Annotated in this window: 15 protein-coding genes; 12 read left to right on the forward strand and 3 right to left on the reverse strand. The window is 44.2% G+C overall.

Annotation, left to right across the window (positions count from 1 at the left end; genetic code table 11):
* Positions 1-305 precede the first annotated feature (305 nt).
* On the reverse strand, positions 306-1,403 hold the full coding sequence (locus BW944_RS14135) for an integrase core domain-containing protein (protein ID WP_076560800.1): 1,098 nt from the start codon (positions 1,401-1,403) through the stop codon (positions 306-308).
* Positions 1,404-2,217: 814 nt separating this feature from the next.
* On the opposite strand from BW944_RS14135, the gene BW944_RS14140 reads away from it, so the two are divergent.
* The 6 genes from BW944_RS14140 (at position 2,218) to BW944_RS14165 (ending at position 6,403) form a co-directional block, all read left to right on the forward strand.
* Positions 2,218-2,703 carry a hypothetical protein gene (locus tag BW944_RS14140; protein WP_143525730.1) on the forward strand — a complete coding sequence of 162 codons (486 nt, stop codon included), beginning with the start codon at positions 2,218-2,220 and terminating at the stop codon, positions 2,701-2,703.
* A 145-nt stretch (positions 2,704-2,848) separates the two neighbouring features.
* Positions 2,849-3,166 (forward strand): hypothetical protein, encoded by a 318-nt coding sequence (locus BW944_RS14145; protein WP_076560804.1) that lies wholly within the window; start codon positions 2,849-2,851, stop codon positions 3,164-3,166.
* Positions 3,167-3,535: 369 nt separating this feature from the next.
* On the forward strand, positions 3,536-3,691 hold the full coding sequence (locus BW944_RS15480) for an IS3 family transposase (protein ID WP_084193778.1): 156 nt from the start codon (positions 3,536-3,538) through the stop codon (positions 3,689-3,691).
* A gap of 242 nt (positions 3,692-3,933) precedes the next feature.
* Positions 3,934-4,446 (forward strand): hypothetical protein, encoded by a 513-nt coding sequence (locus BW944_RS14155; protein ID WP_076560806.1) that lies wholly within the window; start codon positions 3,934-3,936, stop codon positions 4,444-4,446.
* A gap of 25 nt (positions 4,447-4,471) precedes the next feature.
* Positions 4,472-5,359 (forward strand): endonuclease NucS domain-containing protein, encoded by an 888-nt coding sequence (locus BW944_RS14160; protein WP_076560808.1) that lies wholly within the window; start codon positions 4,472-4,474, stop codon positions 5,357-5,359.
* Positions 5,360-5,695: 336 nt separating this feature from the next.
* Positions 5,696-6,403 carry a uracil-DNA glycosylase family protein gene (locus BW944_RS14165; RefSeq protein ID WP_076560810.1) on the forward strand — a complete coding sequence of 236 codons (708 nt, stop codon included), beginning with the start codon at positions 5,696-5,698 and terminating at the stop codon, positions 6,401-6,403.
* 258 nt (positions 6,404-6,661) lie between these two features.
* On the opposite strand, the gene BW944_RS14170 is transcribed toward BW944_RS14165, so the two are convergent.
* Both BW944_RS14170 and BW944_RS14175 read right to left on the reverse strand, forming a co-directional pair.
* Complete coding sequence (locus tag BW944_RS14170; protein WP_076560812.1) at positions 6,662-6,937, reverse strand: hypothetical protein; 276 nt, start codon at positions 6,935-6,937, stop codon at positions 6,662-6,664.
* A gap of 89 nt (positions 6,938-7,026) precedes the next feature.
* Positions 7,027-7,245 (reverse strand): helix-turn-helix domain-containing protein, encoded by a 219-nt coding sequence (locus tag BW944_RS14175; protein WP_076560814.1) that lies wholly within the window; start codon positions 7,243-7,245, stop codon positions 7,027-7,029.
* A 291-nt stretch (positions 7,246-7,536) separates the two neighbouring features.
* Between BW944_RS14175 and BW944_RS14180 the strand changes: the two genes are divergently transcribed.
* The 6 genes from BW944_RS14180 to BW944_RS14205 all read left to right on the forward strand — a co-directional run bounded on the left by BW944_RS14180 (position 7,537) and on the right by BW944_RS14205 (position 22,021).
* A complete protein-coding gene (locus BW944_RS14180) occupies positions 7,537-7,923 on the forward strand; it encodes a GIY-YIG nuclease family protein (protein WP_234983197.1) in 387 nt (128 codons plus the stop codon).
* Between the two features lie 201 nt (positions 7,924-8,124).
* A complete protein-coding gene (locus tag BW944_RS14185; RefSeq protein WP_076560816.1) occupies positions 8,125-9,807 on the forward strand; it encodes an Ig-like domain-containing protein in 1,683 nt (560 codons plus the stop codon).
* Between the two features lie 218 nt (positions 9,808-10,025).
* Positions 10,026-11,156, forward strand: coding sequence for a response regulator (locus BW944_RS14190; RefSeq protein WP_076560818.1), 1,131 nt, complete (start codon positions 10,026-10,028; stop codon positions 11,154-11,156).
* 232 nt (positions 11,157-11,388) lie between these two features.
* Positions 11,389-18,327, forward strand: a complete 6,939-nt coding sequence (locus tag BW944_RS14195; protein ID WP_076560820.1) for a SpaA isopeptide-forming pilin-related protein — start codon at positions 11,389-11,391, stop codon at positions 18,325-18,327.
* A 22-nt stretch (positions 18,328-18,349) separates the two neighbouring features.
* On the forward strand, positions 18,350-18,940 hold the full coding sequence (locus tag BW944_RS14200) for a class D sortase (protein WP_076560822.1): 591 nt from the start codon (positions 18,350-18,352) through the stop codon (positions 18,938-18,940).
* Between the two features lie 84 nt (positions 18,941-19,024).
* Positions 19,025-22,021 carry an ATP-binding protein gene (locus BW944_RS14205; RefSeq protein WP_076560824.1) on the forward strand — a complete coding sequence of 999 codons (2,997 nt, stop codon included), beginning with the start codon at positions 19,025-19,027 and terminating at the stop codon, positions 22,019-22,021.
* Positions 22,022-22,426 lie beyond the last annotated feature (405 nt).

Raw genomic sequence — 22,426 nt, forward strand, 5'->3', positions numbered from 1 at the left:
AAGAAGATGGGAAATCATTCCGGGAAAGGGGTGATCCATTATGCAAACACAATTACGATACTGGGAATACTACGGTATGACCGAAATATTTGAGGTGTCGACTTCAAAAATTAAATCTGACGTAATTATTGCCAAAGACTGATGCAAATTTGGAGTTCAGAGTGAAATTGTAGGATGATTTCAAGCGATCCAAGATGTAGAAATCCATTTTGCAGGGTGAACGGAGAAATAAAAGCATGTGAAAGAAGCCTTTCAAAGTTGTATTTTTTGAAAGGTAGAGGTGATAGATTCATAGAGGATTTGTGTTAAGAGGCTCTCCAGTAGGTGTGGTATAACCCACCTAGCACGGGAGTCTTTTTCAATTTTGTCTTCTCCACAGGAACGGGCAGATGCGTTGGTGTAGGCATAGGCGTTTTCCTTCTTAACCCTTGATGCGTGTGATGAGTATTGTAATAAGAATGAATATACTCGTAGAGTTTTTGTTCCACATGTCTTTCGTTCAACGGAATCAGGTAATCTAATACTTCTCTTCTGAGCGTACCGTTTACACGTTCGGCATAAGGGTTCTGCCAGGGCGACCGATAAGAAGTATTCTTCGACGTGATTTCTGCGTCCTCAAGGAAGTTCTGGATCTCTTTTGAGTGAAATACCGGATCATTGTCATGGATAAGATACGTAGGTTTTTGGTTATAAGGCGTAGCCTCGCGTAATTGTTGTTTCACCCATTGTTGGTTCGGGTTTTTCGTTACACTGAAGTGAATGATCTTCCTCGTCTTGTGGTGAATGATGACGAAGATGTATAGAACGTCCATTTTGATCGTAGGAATGGTCAGAAAGTCCATGGCCCATGTCTCGGATAAGTGATTACGAATAAATGCTTTCCACGAGTCCCTTTGTTTATCCGTCGTAGGTTTGCGCGTTTCCGGTAGGTATTTGGCTATAGTGTTAGGGGCAGGTACGTTTTCGATGCCGAGTTGTTTTAGTTGATCGTGAATCCGCTCCGGGGAATATAACGGATTTTCTTTATGTATTTCTTTGATGGTTTTTATCCATTCCCTCTGTAGAGGTGGCCTGCCTACGTTTCTCGATTTATGTTTCCACAGGGTTTTGAATAGGTTCCTGTGCCATTTTCGGACGGTGGAGGGTTTTACTAAACCGAGATGCTTTGTCCAATCCTTATGCAGCTTCGAGAGGGCGACCCATAGATGCCTGAATGCCTGGCTGGGTCTTGGTTTCGGAAGGTCATGCTTTTCATGATAATGAACATATTCAGCCAACTGAGACTGAAGTTCCAGGTATTCGAATCGCCGGGCGACAGCACTTCTCAAATCGATTTTGAAGAGTTTCCTTAGATAGAATACCCAACGTTTGCAGTAATGAATGAACGGATATAAAAACTTCATAGAAATCTCCTCCTTTACTCAAGATCGTATAGAAATTAAAAGGGTGATGCAAGTTTTGGTGGGGATGACGACGTTGAATAGAGACATGATGTCTATGTATCTAAATCGAGAGGCGTAACTACTATGAGTTCCTTTCCGGATATTCCTTTCTCCGCTTCTTTTGAGACAATGGAATGGAAGAGAAGGTCTAAAAGGCTATTATTTGATTGGAGGAGGGGACACCTGATAAACGTTACTCCTTTTGTACCTGCTGTATTATGTAGGAGGCAACAGGTACTTGAATAGTTTAGTTGTTTCTCCCTCAGGTCCCGTCGTGTTCTAGTTAACACTGGAAATGGTGAGTGAAAAGCTGAAGGTGTGAGATAATCCGAGGAAGTGACTTTATAGGATTTCACTCCCCATCTTTCAATTTTGCCTTCGTATGTGATCTTTATATACTGGTATGCTCGTCAACTTATTCCTGGGGCCCTCCCAGTTCTTCTCACAGGGTTTTGGTTGTTTTTACGATTTGAATTCAGTTCTCTTTAATATCCATACATGTATCATTCCATGAGCACGCAGATAGCTCTACAATCTGAATGAAGCATTAGAATTTTTCTGTGATGATTTATTCAGAAAATCAAAAAGATAAGTGATAAATGGTTATAAATAGTAGGATTTCTCCCTTTTATGTCGAATTATAACAAGTAAGTAAAAAATACACAGATTACTGAATTATCCATACTTCGATTTTGAATCCCTGGTACATATGAATTTTTATTAGGAAGTACGATTACATATTATGAATGCAATCTTGACGGAGAGGGCGGTTATATTGGATATTCTAGAAGGGATACTAGCAATCTTTTTTATATTTATAATTTTAGTAATGAGAGAAAGTCAAAACAAAGCAGTTGGCTTCATTGGCGTCGGGATTATTGTTGTTGCTAAACTTTATGCTGGTAACGATGGCATAAACGGAGGTTTGGTTTTCATGCTTATATTAGGGATTATTTTATTCGCACTTTATTTCCAATATAAGAAAACTGAGAAATCCAGGGATGAATTTGATATGATTGAACTTATAAGGGGAAAACACAGCCTTGATGAGTTTGAAGAAATAGTGAGATGGGAGCAATTCTTAAGGTTTCAAATTGCAGAACAGAAGATATTACTGAAACGTCAAATGATTACGGATGAGGATTACCAGACTAAACTAAAAGCGATTATTATTAAGCATCAGGAAATACAGGAAAAGTATAATGTAACCGAAGAAGAAATGCAGGAATATTACTTTTTTGTAGAAAGAGATAATACTTGATTGACTATTTTACGTCATCTTGAGCGATTGAAGTAGCTATATTGCTATGATGAGCATAAGAAACATTTAAATATTTCATTAATTCTTCGTTTTACACAAAGACAACTCCAACTACTTAGACATTATAAAGGTAAGGAGTGATATGATGGGAGCTATACTTACTGGAGGAATTTTATTAATCACTTACTTCTTATTAATTCCTCTGATATATAAGGTTCGTCACAAAAAAATAAACTTTAAAGTTGATGATAATTTAGTTAAGAAATTCCCGTTGTGGATCTCAGCCTTTGCATTATCGTTGCTATTTTTGTGGTTGAGTAGGATTTTGAATGGTGCTGGTGACATGTTCTTTCAGTTTGCTACTTTTCTTGTAGGGACATTAATAATATTAGGCGTTGTTCTTTTTCTTCTTGTTCGTCCCATTAACAGCAAAATATATCATGCGATAACCGATCGATTGTAATTGTAGTGAATTTTGTAAACCTTAAAGTATTTATGAGTTTAAAAGTACCTTCAAGAAACAATGAACTATACCCCGAATAATGGTCACGACTAACAAAGCGCCCCTTATTCGGGGTTTTTGTGTATTACGATCTCGAAAGTACTTTATGATCCAATTAACGTTGAAGAGCGTGGTTGAAAAACATGACGAAGATAATGTTTAACGAAGCACAAAGAAAAGAGTTAGCGTCTACTTCGAACGTTAATGCATCTGATTATTCCATCACGTATGAGCCAGCTTTCAAAGCGAAGGGCCTGTGTTTACAGCAGTCAATGTCCCGAAGAGGCAATTGCCTAAGATAATGCCCCGATGCAATAGTTCTCCGGCCACATGAAAGACGGTATCGCCTTTAGAGCTTGTCCCTCTCTCGCTGAAATCCAACAAGCCATTGACGAATACCTGAAGTATTACAACAACGATCAACACCAGCGGTCCTTACAAAGACTGACCCCGGTTCAATACCGAAGTCACCTTATAGTAGCCTAGCACGTTTTATTAAACTGTCCATTTTAAGGGTTACAGTTCAATTGGGAAAAAGGTGTGCATATTTTTGTGAGTCATTAGACCTAAATATATGTTAAACTCAAAGTACTATAATTCTGTAAAAGTCAGAAAATTTTGTTTATTAAGCTGTGTAAAGATGAGGATGGACATACATATGAGTGGCGATGTGAAATTGCGACCGAAAGAGCGAATGATATAAAATTCTATGATCGGGAGGGCTTATTGTGAAAGTGATTTCCCTGGATGATTACAGAGAAAAGGACGGATTAAACGGAGAGCTGAGGAAAGACGAGTACGGGTATGAGTATTGCTTCGCGGAGGGTTATGAAGAGTGGTACGATCATTTCCGGTGCGAAGCGGTAGAAATCGGGGATGTGTTCGCTAATATGCTGGAATTCGGGAAGAAGCGGACGTTCGTGAGTATCCTTTTTTCAAAAGAGTGGACGGTTCCTGAAGTCGTCAATTGGTTGAGGACCTACACGATCCATGTGGGCGAGAGCCCGGCGCAGGGGATGGTGGAGTTTGAAGAAGTACTTTCGTATCGGGGCATTCCGGTTATTCTCGGGGAGAAAGGGCGCGGAACGCTTGAGTTCGATGCGGGGGTCCTGGATGAAATCACCGATTATTACGAGCATCATCACGTTATCCGCAATTCCGCCAACTATGAAGAGGTGGAGTGGCCGGAAAAGGATGATGCGCTTGATGTAGAGTATCCGGGTGTTGCAGACGACGAATAAACCGTTTTTCAAGGAGGCCTGAAAGATGAATTATCTGATCGGGTACAAAGACCCGGAGAAGAACGGCGGTCATGAAGATCCCGTTCTCCGGGAGTTCACTTATGGACACAGGAAGAAGCTGAAGCAGGTGAAACCAGGGGATTACCTATTCTTCCATACGATGATCTACAACAAGCGCTATATTACGGCGTACTACTATGTGCAGGAAGTGACTCTCGTGAAGGACGCTGTAAAGGATGCTCTGATAACACAGAAATTTACGAATCATCATCTCTATGATGCCTTTTCCGAAGAAGAAGAGCGGATTGCATTCGGCAATCCGATCCGTTCCCGGGTACTTGAAAAGCCGCTTGAGGTGACGAAGGAGCTGCTGGAGTCCCTGGAGAATAAGTGCAATATAAATGAACAGATGACGTTGCAGGCTGCGATGTCCGCTTCTCTACGCATATGGAAGACTCTTGGAAAAGAAGACATCACCCTTCTGCTGGAAAGGATTGAGGAAGAGGAGCGGGAAGGCACGCTTGGCCGGAAGCTGAGGACTGAAGAGGTGGTACAGGTGCTTGAGCGGGATATTGAAGAGTATATCTCGGAGCACCCGGAAGAGCTGGAGCAAGGGATGAAGGTACTGCGTCGGCAGTACATATTCCGCAATCAGCGTCGTCTCGATCTTCTGATGAAGGATAAGGACGGGGAGCTGGTCGTGGTTGAAGTGAAGAAAGGGCGGATCGGCAGGGATGCGAAGCAGCAAATCCACCATTACATGAAGCAGGTGAAAAAGGAATGGGACGTGGCGCATGTGAGAGGGATCATCATCTGTGCGGGGGTTCTTCCTTATTTCGAAGAAGAGTTGGTCAAGGCGCAGAAAGACGGTGTTTTTGTGAAGAGGTATGGATGGAGGATGGATTTTGAGTGAATTTATCATCACGCTAGGTTATCGACTTCAAAAATCAAATTTGGCGTAATTCTTGTTTGACCCAGTGTTGATTCGGGTTTTTCGTTACACCGAAGTGAAGGATTTTCCTCGACTTGTGATGAATGATGACGAATATGTATAGAACGTCCATGCCTACGTTTCGGAGGGGTGATTACGGATGATTGCTTTCGAGGAGTCCATTTGTTTATGTAATAGAGAGGCTGGGGCAACTTCCATGATTTCCTTTCTAACTATTTCCGTTCTTCTTTTCTTTTAAAATAATGCAATCAAGACGTAAATCTGAAAGACTATCATTTAATCTCGGGAGGGGAAGATATGTCCGTCAATCAACAGTTGTATGAGCTTTATGAGAGGAAATGGGAAGAGCTTCAGAGGGAAATCTACGCATTAAGTGGGGAGGAGCGGCCCACACATCCGCTGCTGTTGAAGGTACCTGATGAAGCTGCTTATGAACAGGCAGACATGAAGGTAATGATTGTGGGGAAAGAGACGAACGACTGGGAAGGGAGATTCGGAAAGCATAGCCTGACGGACCTTCAGGAGTTCTATGCGGATTTTCTGGCAAACGATACAAAGGCGAAGCATACGTTGTTCTGGCGTTATCCTCAGGAGTTGTTTTCGTCATTGCAGGAAAGAGGATCGGTTTCTTTCGTTTGGAACAATATTTATAAGATAGGAAAAGCGGGGAAGAAAGGGAAGCCGTCACGGTCTGTTCGGAACATCAATCAGCAATCCTTTCAGGTGTTCAAAGAAGAGTTGGAGATTCTGAAGCCGGATATCGTTCTTTTCCTTACGGGACCCGGGTATGACAAGGTTCTGAAATCGTATTTGCCAGGACTTACACATGAGTCGATGGCTGAAGGAACGAAGCGCGAAATGGTGCGTTGCATTCATCCCTCTTTGCCTTCGATTGCACTAAGGACGTACCATCCTCAGTATTTGAATACAAGAACACCCGAGAAGGGGCCTTTTCATAGAGATACACCGAAAGAAGCACTGCTTCGTATGGTGTCTGAACGATGACAGAGCATATCGCAGACATCCAGGTTTCGTAATACCGACAAATCTTTAGGTATACATTTGTTTTTGCATGTGAAGAAGGCGGCTTGTGCCATCAAGAAGAAAAACATGATTTCGCCTATGGAAATCCTGCATTTTGCAGTTACGAAGGTATCTGTGGAGAGGGGAACTAGTACCCTTCTATCGAGAGAAAGTGTCCTTTTCATTCGAGTTAATTACGACGGGGCTTGTCGGAGGGGTATAGACCCTCTGCTTGCCTCTTTAATTTGCATAGAAATCACGGTTGTCTGATTTGATGCGACGGAGAATGGTGCCGACGACTTTGTTCAGGTCAGTCCCTTCGACCTGGTAGGGCATGTAGCTGAAGGTCGCCCGAGCATAGAAGTAGTCTTCACCGAGGATTTCGATGACGACGTATGTGTCACCGATTGGGAAACGGAGGTATTGTCTTTTCGTAAGTATGGGGATCACCTTTTTCTGATAGGATGGTTGATGCGAAAGCGTGGAAAGGAGCGAGGAGGAATCGGTGGCTCTCACTTTCAGCCCCCGGTTCTCCTTCAATCCTTACAGGGGATAAGGAATGGCTTGTAAAAGAGTTGGACTAGGAGGAATTGGTTACTTAATGTTCAAGTATCCTTGAAGAGGGTTTCCGTTTTCACATCAAGTGCTACTGCTATCCGGTAGTAGTACAGTTCTGAAGCATTTGCTTCTCCCCGTTCGATTTTTCCTATGTAGGAGCGGGAAATATCGGCTTCCTCTCCCAGGGCCTCTTGCGACAAGCTTTTCTCCAATCGCAGAAGTTTGATATTTTGACCTATTTTTTGAAGATGAGCTGTATTATTCATAATCCTATGTTCTTATGAATTCCGTGAGAGTTCTACGTCCTGATAGGAGCATTTTGTATTATTTTTACAATTAACGATTGAAGTGGGGGATTACTTAGATAGGAATACTGTTTCATAAGAAATATAGCAAAGATTCCCTCTTCGACATATAAGCAACGCATAATTTTGTAGTTCTTTCGATTCACTATTGTGCTACAATTATTGTAAGAAAATTTTGTAATAAGTACTAAGAGAGACCAGAGTATATTTTACATAAGTAGTTGATTGTACGTAAAAAAGAGGAGGGGTTTTTTGTTAACGATAAATAACGTTCTGGAGTCTGCGGGGTTAGATATGTCAAAGAGGATTAAAATCGCCAGACACCAGGATACTCGAATGCTCTCATCCGTAGGAGGGATCTACCTGATCCAGGATACTACAGATGGTCTGCAATATGTCGGTTCCGCTTCCGGGAAAGAAGGCATTCTTGGAAGGTGGAAAGAGTATGCTAAGACGGGTCACGGAGGGAATAAAATACTGAAGCAGCTGATTGGAGCAGACTCCACACGAGCTCAAAAGTTTAAATTCACCATACTTCAGACTCTGCCTGCCACCTTGACCAGAAATGAGGTGTTGGCTGAAGAGCGTAAATACAAGGAGAAGCTGGGATCACGGGCTGCTGGTCTGAACTTGAATTAAGTTCTAAGAAGTGACCACTGGTGCTGACAAGATATTTTATTGGAAGTACCGAACTTCCACTCATGAATGGATGGCCCAGGTGAAACATGAGCGATACATAATATAGGGGGTCCGGTATGTCAGCACAGATGGAACACTTCCTTCAATTTTAGAGAAGTGAGTAGCGTTTAAAATAATTCACAGAAAGAGGGAGGATTGGCAATGAGAAGAATTTTATTGGTTTTGATGTTTGTAGTTCCCTTTATAGCTTTTATCTACTCTGTACCGGTGCAAGCTGCCGTCGAAGCTGATAAAACTTGGACGATCGAATTCAATACGGAAATGTCCGGGACCACCTTGGAAAACAACATTTGGGTAACGGAATCTGATGGAACGAAACTCGATGTTTCGATCAAAAAGGAAGGAAAGAACGTGTACGTGAAGGTCCCGGTTAACGGATATGTTTCGAATAGCACCTATTTGCTTCACATATCGAATGAACTGACTTCTGAAGCGGGAAGTGCGTTACAGGAATCCATTACGATGGATTTCACGGTGGGGGACGAGCCGGAGTCGGAGAAATCAGTAATTGAAGCAGAAGAAAAGGTTGATTCCTACGAGCCGGTTATCGATTTGGAGACGGCCGGGATAAGTGAGAATTCTGTAAGTTATGCGGCCCTGAAACGGAAAGGGGAACAGGTACATAAAGAATACATCCTTGAAAATGGCGGTTTGCGTTTCAAAACGACCGGAGGGCTCCAGCCTTTGGACTTAAATACAGATTACCAACTTTATATTCATATGGATAACGGGAGTAGTCATTTGATTAATTTTACTTCCTCCGGCTTTCCTGATGTTCCTACAGATACAGATGGAGGTATGGTTCTGATTCCAGCGATGCCGGAGAAAGGGTTCAATTATCCATACTTTCTGAAGTTCCCTTCTGAAAGGAACGCTGCGAATCATCAGGGGAAAGACCGCCATCTGATTGTAAGACCTAACAATTCGGGAGCAGTCTACAATTATAAAGAAACATTGATCAAAACGCGTGCAGAAGCACGGGGACATCAACTCACAAAAACAGGGGATCGTTTGAATTTACCGGTCATGACACCTGTACTGCCACGTCCGTGGTTTCGGTATAATGAAGGGTATTTTACTACAGATGCATTGGATCGATACACGGTGACACTGACAGATGATGAAGTGGAGCAAATGATGAATCAACCACGTATAGAAGAAGAGATGGAAAGGGAAGGTTTCAGTGAGCAGACATTTCGGGATATCGTCGACATAGAATTCCAACTCGAAGCGATGATTGACCATGCTATTGAATACCTGAATGACAGAGGAGAAGGGATGGAGGAGAAAGTATTCCTGACCGGTTACTCTTCGGGTGGTAACTTCACGAACCGATGGGCGACTCTTTTCCCTGAACGCGTGAAAGCCGTTGCATCAGGAGCAATAAACAGTCAACCGATCATTCCGAAGGCTGAGGTAGAAGGAGAAGAACTTATATACCCGATCGGAATCTCTGATTACGAAAACATAAGAGGAAAAGCGTTTGAAATGGAACAGTATAATAAAGTAGCGAAATTCATGTATCAGGGACGTCAGGATGATAATGATACGTATGGATACAGTGACGTGTTTGGAGATGAAGAAGAGCGACTTATCGGAGAAGTCCTCGGAGAAAAGATGTACCCGGATAGATGGGAAAAATCGAAAGAACTTTATTTCGACTCTGGTGCAGAAGGGGCATTTGCTTTATATGATGGAGTAGGACATAGTATCTCCCCACAAATGCTCGAGGATATCGAAGAATTTTTCGATGCAAACAGGTCGAGTGATCATCCTGTATATCCTAATGAGGAGCCAGGAGTAGAAATTGACACTGGAAAATGAAGGTGAATATCAGGAAGCTTCAGATTATAGTTTGAACCAGTACTCAAGGTTTAAATAGGGCCATTAATCTCCTTTCAGAATGGGGAGATTAATGGCCCTTATGCTTTAGGTAGTCTATCAGATGAAATAGAAAAAATGTAGGTAATTCGATTGATTTCAAGAGGTACGCCTGTTATACATGAATATAAATGAAATCGTTTAGGTGAAGGAGTGGGACGATGAGAGTAGTTATGGTGGATGACGAAAAAATGGCGCTCGATAAATTGGAAAGGACCCTAAAGAAGGTTTCGGAAATTGATGTGATAGCAAAACTGACCAACCCTTCGGAAGTAAGGAGATCAGTGCGGAGTTCCGGAGCGGATGTCGTATTCATCGATATTAAAATGCCGGAAATCAGTGGAATCGAGTTGGCGGAGCAGTTGATCGAAGACGATCCCCATCTTCCTATTGTTTTTACCACGGGATATGAGGAGTACGCGATCAAAGCATTCGAATTGAATGCTTTGGATTATCTGCTTAAGCCTATCAGCACCCGTCGGCTGACCACCACAATAGAAAGAATGAGACGCGAACAGGGGGAGGAAACGAACAAAGTTCCTTCTTCAGATGCTCCCTTGAATATTCAAGTAAGTCATTCTCCCCTCTTCATCAAAGAAGGAAAAACGGTTGATCTCACAGGATGGCGTACAGCAAAGGCGAAAGAGTTGTTCTTCTACCTTTTGCACCATCGCGGGAAGCTGGTCCATAATTCCGTTCTCGTAGAACTTCTATGGCCGGATTATGAACCGGAGAGGGCGTATTCGCAGCTCTATACGACCATTTATCACGTACGTAAAGTTTTAAAAGAATTATCCGACCACTTGTCTGTAATCAACGGGGAAGGGGGGTACATCTTAAAGACAACGAACGTGACCATAGACACAGAAACGTGGAAAGAAAGGGTCGAGGCAGCTCCTCTTCTCAATGACAGTACATTGCCTTACTACTTAGAAACGATGGAGTTATACCGTGGAGGATATTTGGAAAGCTGTGGCTACGAGTGGGCTGCTGTCGAACAGAACAATCTGGAGAATATGTGGATCATTATGGTCCTCCATATTGGAGATTACTATTTCAATCGAAAAGAATACAAGAAAGCGGCTGAATGGTATACGAAAGTACAGACGAGATACCCAGAGATAGAAGAGGTGCATTTCTCCTTGATGAAGGTCTTTGATGCTATCAATGAAAAGGTACTGGTCAAGAAACAATATGAAGAATTGAAAAATGTCATGAAAAGAGAGTTGGATGTTCTCCCGAACGAAGAGATCCAGCAATGGTACAAGAAATGGAAACGGCACAATACATAGGTGTGCTGGAATTTTCGTAGAAAGTTCCTAAATGAGATTTCCACAAGGGTGTAATCGCAGGACAATAGCTGCAGAGCGAATGGGGTCAAATATTTTGGAAGAAAAGAGTGTTTTCTGTAAAGGATTTGTATAGATGGTTTTGCTACATTCCTCATTAGTAATGTCTTACTAGAACACGGTGAAGGCGAACCGTGTTCTTAATAATGGATAAAAAACATAATGGGGGATAGATATGAAGAGAACACTTTCACTTTTAATGTTGCTGTTGTTACTTTTTCAAACATCAGTGTCCGGTATGATACCGGCATTACAGACAGAAGCGAGTACCACCAAGGTATTCGATCAGGTGACATATCTGGATAAGAAAGGTGGTGTGGTACCTTCCGGACAGGAGGAAGAAGCATCACAGATGAAGGTTTCCTGGTCTGTGAACAGCGAAGACATAGACATTTCAGAAGTATTTACATACAAGGTTCCAACAAATGTCGCCATCACCACTAGGACGACGGGTACACTTACAGCATCGGGGATAGAGGTTGGAACTTACGATACCGGAGATGGAAGTATGGTAAGCATCCAATTCCAGGAAGCTTTGGCGGATCAGCCTAAGGCCGGTGGAGAATTCACTATACCTTTGACACCTAAGCCGAAGGAAGAAGATTCTGTAACGGAGCAGTCGACCTCTTCCTCAGGTGAAGAGGAAATGACTGCTTCAGAAGCCGACAGTTCAAAGACAGAAACTTCTTCCGAACAGGAAGAAACCACTGAAACGACGGAAGAAACGAAGAACGGCGGAACGGATGATACTTCTACTGCCGACGACGATCAACAATCTGAAACATCCAAAACGACAGAATCGGCTGAGACAACTACGGAAGAGAAGGATACATCTGAAGAAAAGACAACGAAAGAAGAAAGCACCAGTGTGGATCAAACGACCAACACGGATGAGAATACAACTAAGGACGAAAACGTAGAAGAATCAGAAGATGCAACGAAGACAAAGGAAAGTGATCAGACATCTGAGAAAGATACAGAGGAAACATCCTCTGATGAAACGACGGAAGAAACGAAGACCACCACAAGCGAAGATCAAGCACAAGAACAGAAAAACGAAGAAAAATCGACTGCTTCTACAGAAAGTCAGGAGACTTCCATACAGCCGATGGACCTTCAGCCGATGGCTACGGCTAATGAAGCAGGGGAAATCACAGAAAACATTTTGACGAATGCGAATCTTGTTATCCGGAATCAGCAGGGGGATTCTATTGATAGTGCTGGATCGGATTCCCTCATTTCCATCGAATATGACTGGGCTCTTCCGAATGGTCATGGGTACAAAGATGGCGACTTCTTCACTTTCCAGGTTCCGCAAGAACTGGACATTTACAATGAAGTGAAAGAGGAGCCTATCCGTTACAACAATCAGACCATCGGCCATTTTTCAGTAGACACAAATGGAACGACCACCATCACTTTCACGGAATTCATTGAAAACTATTCGGAGATTGAAGGTTCTCTCGAAATTGTGACGAAACTGAAAGAAGAAACGGTGATGACGGAAGACAAAGAAGTGATTGTGACACCTATCGAAGGTCAGCAATCGGTAGCTATCCCGATCGATTTCAATCCAGGGGGAGCAGCAACTACGAAGAAAGGTGTTCCTGATAGATCCTACAATGCGGAATCGATTGAATGGACGGTCGATTTCAATAAGAGTCTGACTCAACTCGATAACGCTGTTTTATCAGACCCTGTACAGTCAGGGCAGGTGTTGCGGGATGGATCTATACAGTTGTACCACCTGAATACGAAACTTGATGGAAGTGTCACTTTAGGGTCTCAGGTAGCTACAAGCAAATACTCCGTAGGTACCACGGAGGGCGGTGGCGACTTCACAATCGAGTTCAACGAATCCATCAACACAGCGTATCGTCTGGTATATACGACGGATATCACCGATGATAGCCAGACGGATTTCGACAACACAGCAACACTGCTTTCGGGTGGCACCGAACAGGGAAGTGCTTCTGCTTCCGTCTATGTGGAACGGGGCAAAGCTCTCGAAAAAGATGCGATCGGTTACGACAGAGCGACCCAGACGATAACGTGGGAAATCCGCTACAACTACAATGAAAAGACGATTCCCCAGTCGGAAGCGATCCTTTCAGACTCTTTCACAACAAGTCAGGAATTTGTAAACGATTCGCTTAATGTTGAACAAATGGTCATTGATGAAAACGGAAATGCAACTTCTCAAGCAGCAGCAGAGAATTATTCCGTGACGAATGACGCCGCAAACAGTTCATTCGATCTGCAGTTCAACGAAGACATTTCCGATGCGTACAAGATTACGTACAAGACGAAAGCCTCGGAACGTGTCTTTGGCTCGGAAACGATCACGAATACCGTGAAATCCGGGGAAGAGGCGTCCAGTGCAAACAGAAACATTGGACAACAGATTCTGTTCAAGAATCATAATACTCCGAACTACGAGAACAAAACGGTAGAGTGGGAGATTCCATTCAACAGAGACCGTCAGACGATGGAGAACCTGACGTTGACCGATACTTTCACTAATAGCGGACTTACCCTGAGGGAAGATACGATAAACATCTCAGGTCTTGAAAAAGGTACCGATTACGAATTAATTAGAAATGAAGCGGATGAATTTGAAATAAACTTTACCACTACGATCACAGAAGCTCATACCCTTACCTACATCACAGATTTTAACTACGAGGAACGAGCAGATAAAGGCAAGAATTATTTGCGTAATCATGTGAACCTTGCATGGACGAATGCCGATGACGAATCAAAAACAAAAGAAGCTACCGAAGATTTCAAACCTGATACGTTCACCCAGGCCAATGGGTTCAAAAATGGCTCTTATAACGCCGTCGATAAAGAAATCACCTGGAACATCGGTGTCAACTACAATCTGAAAACACTGGATTCAGCTGTTGTAACAGATGTCATTCAGGGAAATCAGAAGCTGATGCCGGATTCTATCAAAGTTTACAAGATGAATCTGACAGGCGGATCCAATGGAACGAACCAGGGGGATCTTGTTCCGGAAAGTGAGTATACCTTCACCTATTCAGAAGAGGATAAAGAATTCGAACTCATTTTCGACAACTCCATTTCCTCCCCTTATAAGATTACGTATAAGACAAGTCTGGAAGGTCTGGCTCTCGTAGAAAGCAGTTATACGAACGAAGCTGTCCTTACGGATGGCGAGGTGGAAGAAACATCCCTGGATGCTTCCGTTTCCATCCCTCATGGTGGTAAGTATACAGCCAAGGGCGGGACACAGAATGGGAAGATCATTGATTGGAATGTGAATATCAACTTCGGCCAGTCGGATGTTTCCAACGCGAAAGTGATCGATAATCCAAGTGCCAATCAGGCGACACTCCAGGATTCTTTCCATCTGTATGATACGACCGTAGATAGTAACGGAAACGTAACCAAACAGAATGAACTCGAACGAGACACGGACTATACGCTGACCTTCGGCGAAGATGGGAACAGCTTCACGCTGGCATTCACCGATTCCATTGATGGTCCTTATATTCTCGAGTACCAGTCCCGCATCCTTGAACAGGTGGGCGGGGAAGTTTCTAATGATATCACCTTCCAGGGAGAGAACATTGAGGAACAGACCAGTGAGTCTCAGAAGACGGTAACCGTTAAATATACAGCAGGAATGGGAGACGGGAAAGGGGAAATCGGACGCCTTACCGTCGAGAAAATCGACTCCCTGACCAAAGAGCCGTTATCTGGTGCCGTGTTCAAGTTGAAGGACCCCGGCAGTGGTGTCATCATTGATGAAAAAACGACAGAGGAAGACGGAACGGTCATATTCGATCGGCTTCTCTACGGCGACTACACGCTGATTGAAGAACGGGCGCCGGAAGGATACGTGAAAGATACGGAAATTCAGACGGTAACGATCGATTCCCCGTATGAAGAAGGCAATCCGGAACGTGATGGAAATAGCGTCCAAGTAACGAATAAAGAAATTAAACGTGACGTGAAGTTGACGAAGAAAGACGCGGAACAAGCGGATACGTTACTCGAAGGCGCGGTGTTCGACCTTCAAAAAGAAGACGGAACCGTTGTGGAGTCTTCTCTTACTACGGATGAGAACGGAGAAATCACCGTCACTGATCTCGAACCGGGCAATTATCAATTTGTAGAGACGAAAGCGCCGGAAGGGTATCAGCTCGACCAAACGCCGTACTCCTTCTCTATTGAAGGACAACAGACAGATGTCGACCAAGTAACAGCGACGAATGTGCAGCTCGGCGACCTGATACTGACGAAAACAGCGAAAGAAGATGGCTCGAAGCGTCTCCAGGGTGCTGAATTCGAACTGAGAGACGGAAAAGGAGAAGTCATCGAGACCTCCCTCACTACGGATGAAAACGGGGAGATCCTTGTCGAGGACCTGACTCCAGGAACGTATGAATTGGTGGAAACGAAGGCACCTATCCATTATCAGCTAGATGAGACACCGGTGTCGTTCACCCTGGAAAAAGGCTCATCAGCGACTGTATCCAAAACGATGGAGAATGAGCTGATCCCTGGTAACGTGGAACTTACGAAAGTGGACGCTTTCGATTCCGATATCGTTCTTGAAGGAGCAGAATTCCGTCTGGAAACAGCAGGCGGTGACGTCCTCGAGCAAGGACTTACCACGGATGAAAACGGAAAGATTGCGGTGGAGGACCTGCAGCCGGGAGACTACCGCTTTATCGAAACGAAAGCACCGGAACATTATGTCCCGGATGACACGCCGGTTGCATTTACGATAGAGAAAAGCGCCACACCTTCAGATGTAGAGACGGTCTCCGTGGAGAAGCAGAACGATTTGATCTCAGGAGGCATCAACGTTCTGAAGGTGGATGAAGACGATTCGGATCTCACCCTGGAGGGGGCGACCTTCGATTTGCTGGATGAAGATGAGAATACGTTGCGGACGGATCTGGCTACCGATGAAAATGGGACGCTGATCATCGATGATCTTCGTCCGGGTACGTATCATCTGAAAGAGACAGAGGCGCCGACCTATTATGCGCTGGATGAAACCCTTCAGACGTTCGTCATAGAGAAAAGTCAGCAGGAACGTACGTCGCTCACTGTGGAGAATGAACTGATTACAGGTAATGTTTCTTTGACTAAAAAAGATGTGGACGAGCCTTCCGACCTGCTCGAAGGTGCGGAGTTCAAGATTGAGAAAGAAAACGGGGAAACAGTCCGCGAAGGTCTCATCACAGATGAGAACGGAACGGTTACAGCTGATGAGCTGAAACCCGGTGATTATCGATTTGTAGAAACGGAAGCCCCTGTTCATTATCAGTTGAATGACACACCGGTCGAGTTCACGATTCCTCGCGCAGAAACAGAGGAGGATGTCGTCACGGTGGAAACGGAAGCGTTCAATGAACTCTTCCAGGGAGACATCAAGCTGACGAAAGTTGACAGCAGAAGTCATTCGAAGAAACTCGAAGGTGCCGTGTTCAACCTTCTGAACGATAAAGGGGAAGTGATCCGGGAAGGATTGATGACAGATGAAGAGGGAGTCGTTATGGCGGAGAATCTTCGTCCGGGCGATTACCGACTTGTCGAGACCGATGCTCCGGTCCACTACCTGTTGAACCGTACACCGATTGATGTAACGGTGCCAAGAGTAGAATCAGACGAAGCAGCTCCTGTAGAGGTACGAGCAGAGAACCGTTTGATTCCAGGGGATGTGGAGTTGACGAAGGTTGATAAGCAGGATGGAACGAACTTGCTTGAAGGTGCCGTGTTTGAAGTCCAGACGTCTTACGGGACACCTGTACGTACGAATCTAGTAACAGACGAAACGGGAACGATCGAAGTGAACAACCTTCGTCCCGGCACCTATCAGTTCGTCGAAACGAAAGCTCCTAAGTATTACAAGCTGGATGAAACACCGATTGAATTCACGATTCGTAAAAGCCAGAACCAGGAGGTACGTTTGACAGCTGAGAACGAGCAGATCGAAGGACAGGTCGAACTGACGAAAGTGGATGAAGACAACCAGGATAAAACGTTGAGTGGTGCCGAGTTCACCCTTCGTAATGCTTCAGGAGAGACGCTTGAAGAAGGGCTCACGACAAATGATGAAGGCAATCTGTATGTATATGATCTTGAGCCGGGAACCTATGAATTCGTGGAAACGAAAGCACCGGAATTCTACGAACTGAATGAGACGCCGCTCGAGTTCACGGTAGAACAAACAGAGACCCCGGAAGAGATTCAGTTCGTCGAGGTTACCGCAGAGAATGAGATGATCACCACCTCTGTAAACCTGACGAAAGTGGATGAAGAGGACACGGATCTTCGTCTGGACGGAGCTGTCTTCACACTTCTCGACGAAGAGGGAGAAGTGGTCGAAGAAGGACTCGAAACCGATGAAGAAGGTAAAATTGTGGTAGAAAATCTCAAGCCTGGAGCGTATAGCTTTATCGAAACGAAAGCACCGGAAGGCTATGTGTTGGATGAGACACCGCAAGAATTTACGATAGCTGAAGGTCAAAGGGAAGAAGAAGAAGTGACGGTGAAGAATGAACGTTACAGGGAAGACATAACGATCATCAAAGCCGATGCTGATACAGACGAAGCTCTGGAAGGAGCGGTCTTCCAGCTGGAGAATGAGGCAGGAGATGTGATCGATTCGGATATCGTCACGGATGAAGATGGTCAGGCAGTCATCGAAGATCTTCCTATAGGAGTCTACAGCCTGATAGAAACAGAGTCTCCTGAAGGGTATCAACAAAAAGATGAGCCGGTCACCATCGAAGTGGATCCCGCTACTGAAGAGAATGGAAAAGTAATTGTAACGAATGAAAAAGAGGAGACTCCGGAAGAGACACCGGATCCTGATGAGCCTTCAGAAGATGTCGATTCTGAAAACGACTCTTCAGGTGACGATCCGAATAATGACACGGACGTGAAAGATGAGAATGATACGTCCGGAAATGATAATGATGATACGTCCGGAAATGATAATGGTGATTCTTCTGGAGGGGATACACTTCCGCAAACAGGAGAACAATGGTTCCTGTTCTCGATGATTCTCGGTATCCTATCTGTTATAGCCGGTGGCGTTCTTATGTTCGGGAGAGTCCGCACTGCATAAGCAGCAGGAAAGGAAGGGTCGTATGAAGATAACCAGAAGGAAGATCGGAGCAGGGCTTGTTATTCTGGGTCTTGTTCTGATTTCCATCCCTCTTTACCACGAATATACACAGGCAAAAGAGAAAGAAGCGCTCGAAGAAGCTTTCTCCCTCATTTCCAGTGGAGAACAGGCAGTCGACGCAAAGAAAATGGAAGACTTACCTGTCACAAAAGAAGAAGTAAGTGGTATAGTAGAACTAGAGATACCATCCATTGATTTATCAGAGAAAGTATTACCGGAGACGACGCCAGAGAACTTGAATTTAGCGCTTACCCAAATCCGCCCTGACCAGGCCCCTGGAAAAGGAAACTTCACTATCGCCGGGCACCGGGGATATAGAGGAGAGAGATTCTTCAGCAAATTGCCGGCTGTACCCACGGGAGAAGAGGTTCTGTTGCACCAAGACGGAGAGACTTTCGTATATGAAGTCACAGGAACCGAAGTCGTAGAACCGACGGCAGTGGAAGTACTGGAGGATCAGGAAGGAAAGAAAGAGATAACTATGATAACCTGTACATGGGATGGTAGCGATCGCGTAGTACTCAAAGGACAGTTAATTGAACATATACAATAACCAATAGTCCTGTAAGGGTAACCTTGCAGGGCTTTTCTGTATTATATAGGAGGAAAGTCAGCGCGACAGAGAGGGGGGAGAAGAGTGTTCAATGATAAGCCGATGTCCTATATGAAGATTTTCATAAGTATTCTATCCATGCTTCTTGTTTTGACAGCTTTCCGTGTAATGTGGATGGATCATCCTCACGGTACGGAGAAGGCTCCACCTGTGGAAGCGGGGGTTCTCGATTTGAGGGAGATCTCTATGAAGGGAGATGATGTAGTCCATTTGAATGGAGAGTGGAACTTCTATCCCGGGGCATTTCTGGAGGACACCACAGGGGAGACGAATACAGTGATTGGTGTACCTGGAGACTGGAGTGAAAGGATGTCAGGTTCTTCCAAGGGTCATGGGACGTATGAGGTGAGTATCATGCTTCCGGAAGAAGCAACGGATGATATATACGGGTTGAGATTTGTGAATATCAACACTTCGGCACATGTGTACATAGACGGGGAACGTGTTCTGGAAATCGGCGACCCTGCTACAGAGAAACGTGATATGGTAAGGCGGCAGGGAGCAGAAAAAGTTCTCTTTTTCTCTGATCAGCAAAAGATAGACGTCACGGTTCAAGTATCGAACTACGAAGTTCCTTATCTCGGAGGAATCACGTCGGAAGTACAGTTCGGTAAAGATACAGCGATCCAGGCACAAAGGAATACCTCGCTCTTCCTGCAATCGCTTGTCGTCATCATTTATCTGCTGCATGCGATGTATCTGTTCGTTTTGCTTCTGTTCGATAGAGGAGGGGTGAAGAAGGATGTACTTTTCTTTGCTATTCTCTTAGTTTTGACAGCACTCATGACGCTCATTGATTTCGATGTCGTTTTTGTATTTCCTTTTCCCATCTCCATTTATTACAAAGTGATTTTGCTAATGGAGGTCAGCGTATTGCTCGTACTGCTTCATTTTACAAATGCTTTTTTTCAACAGAAACTGCCATGGTTCCACCACCTTGTTTATTTGTATGGGGGAGTAGTGGCAATTGCCGTATTTGTTCCATTTTCCACAGCCATCCAGTTTCTCCCTCTAACGTTCCTTTTTTATATAGGTGGTCTTGTTTATGTGTATGTGCAGACGATAATTAAGCTACGTGAAGGAGAACGGAATGCCTGGTTTCTTCTTATATTCCTATCAAGTTTCACCTCGGAATTTTTCTGGAGTATAGGAGTCAAAGCTGGATTGGTCGATCTACCTTATTACCCTTTCGATCTATTGATCTGTCTCGTCGCTATGGTGTTCCTTGTTCTCGCACGGCACAAAAAGATAATGGAAGTTAACGAACAACAATCTTCCGCTCTCAGAGAAGTGGACAAAAACAAGGAAGAATTTTTGGCTACAGCCTCCAGGGAGTTGCGCGGCCCCCTCCAAGGCATCATTAATATTACGGATAATGTATTACGTCATTCCTCGGATAAACTTCCATCTAAAAATGAAGAAGACTTGAAAAATTTGCTCAGTCTTGGAAATCAGATGAACTTTCTGCTGAATGATTTTCTCGATATTTCAAAATTGGAACATACGTATACGATGCCTGACAGAAAAGGAGTGGATTTGTCTGCGGTCGTTTCAGGGGTGATAAGCATGGTGCGTTTCAAGACGGAGGCCAAACGCATTCATATCCATTCGGACATTCCGTCTCCTTTTCCGAGAGTCCTGGCGAATAAAAATAGACTTATTCAAATTTTATATAACCTTTTGGATAATGCCATTAAGTATACACCAGAAGGTTCCATTGCTGTCTATGCAAGAGAAAGCACGAGTGAAGTCACGGTGTACGTGGAAGATACCGGAATTGGGCTGACTCAGGAAGGGAAAGGTCGGATATTCGAGCCGTACCAGTCAGAGTCGGTATCGGATTATTTCACGGAAGGCGGAATCGGTCTGGGTCTTCCGATAGTCAAGAAACTTGTCAATATGCACGGGGGAAAGGTCGGAGTCACCTCGGAATTGGATAAGGGATCCATTTTTTTCTTTACCCTTCCTATAGATAATCAGGTGGAAAAGGTAAAAAATGTGACAATTGAAAAAGACGAGAAAGAGTCTGCCAACGTAGCAGACTTAAATGGAGATTCGGAGATTCTGTTGGTGGATGATGATCCTGTCACGCTTCGAGTTATAAAAAATATTCTGGAGATGGATTATAAAGTAACTACCGTTCCTAGTGCAGAGGAAGCATTGGAATTTGCGGAAGAGCGAACCTGGAAATTGATCATCGTGGATGCTATGATGCCTGGACTTTCCGGGTACGAGCTTACAAGGGAAATCAGGCAGAAGCATCCTCTTTCTGATTTACCGGTGCTACTGCTTGTTCCAAGGGACTTGCAGCAGGATATTTATAGTGCATACCAGAGCGGTGCCAATGATTATATCGTAAAACCGGTGGACACTTCGGAACTTCAGGCACGAGTTACGGGCCTTATGGAAATGAAGAAATCTTTCGAAGAACGTCTGCGCCTGGAAGCGGCATGGTTACAGGCACAGATCAAACCCCATTTCCTGTTCAATACGTTGAACACCATTGCCCATCTCGGGGAAACGGATACCGATAGAATGCTCGAGGTACTGGAGGAATTCAGCGAATTTCTGCAAAGAAGTTATTCGATGCGTAACGAAGAGGGACTTGTTTCTATGGAAGACGAACTGGAATTGACGCGCTCATATGTCAATATTCAGAAAGCGAGGTTCGGAGAGAAACTGATGGTCAACTGGGAAATAGGAGAAAGTCACTTGAAAATTCCACCTCTATCCATCCAGACCCTGGTTGAGAATGCCATTAATCATGGGATCCTGAACAAAATAGATGGAGGAACAGTTTCGATTCAGGTACAACGGGAAGCGGGAGACACACTCGTTTCCATTGTAGACGACGGAGTCGGGATGTCTCCGGAAAAGGTTGAAAGAATAGAGACGGAGACCCTGGGTAGTGGAGTGGGGTTAATGAATACAGATAGACGACTGAGAAAAATATTCGGGGAAGGGTTGAGGATTTATAGTTCTGAAGGTCAGGGGACTTTCGTTTCCTTTAAAGTTTTCTAATCAAGATTAGGAGAACTGTAGAATGTGGAAGGGATGTTTTGAGCGCCTTTTAGGAAGTAGCTCTTGAGCTGAATGTCCGGCAAATACAGTTGCGATCCAATTCACACCCCGGAAGAACCTGGGACGTTGCAACAAGCAAATAGCTGTACGTTCAATGGAGGAAAGCTGGCCCAATTGTCTCACAACGTCCCAACTCAGACAGAAACCCCTCTCTTCCTCACTACTTCCCCGCCCGTTGGCAAGGTATAGATAGGCTACACTTAATTGGACAGTTTCGTTAGGGTCCGTTACACTTTACGAAAATCAAACATCGAGGAGTGCCAAACCATGACCAAACGAAATCGTCGTAGCTTCACCCCTGAATTCAAGAAACAGATCGTCCAGCTTTACGAAGGTGGCAAGCCA

Origin of the sequence: Salimicrobium flavidum (assembly GCF_900156645.1) — a bacterium.
Classification (GTDB): Bacteria; Bacillota; Bacilli; order Bacillales; family Halobacillaceae; genus Salimicrobium; species Salimicrobium flavidum.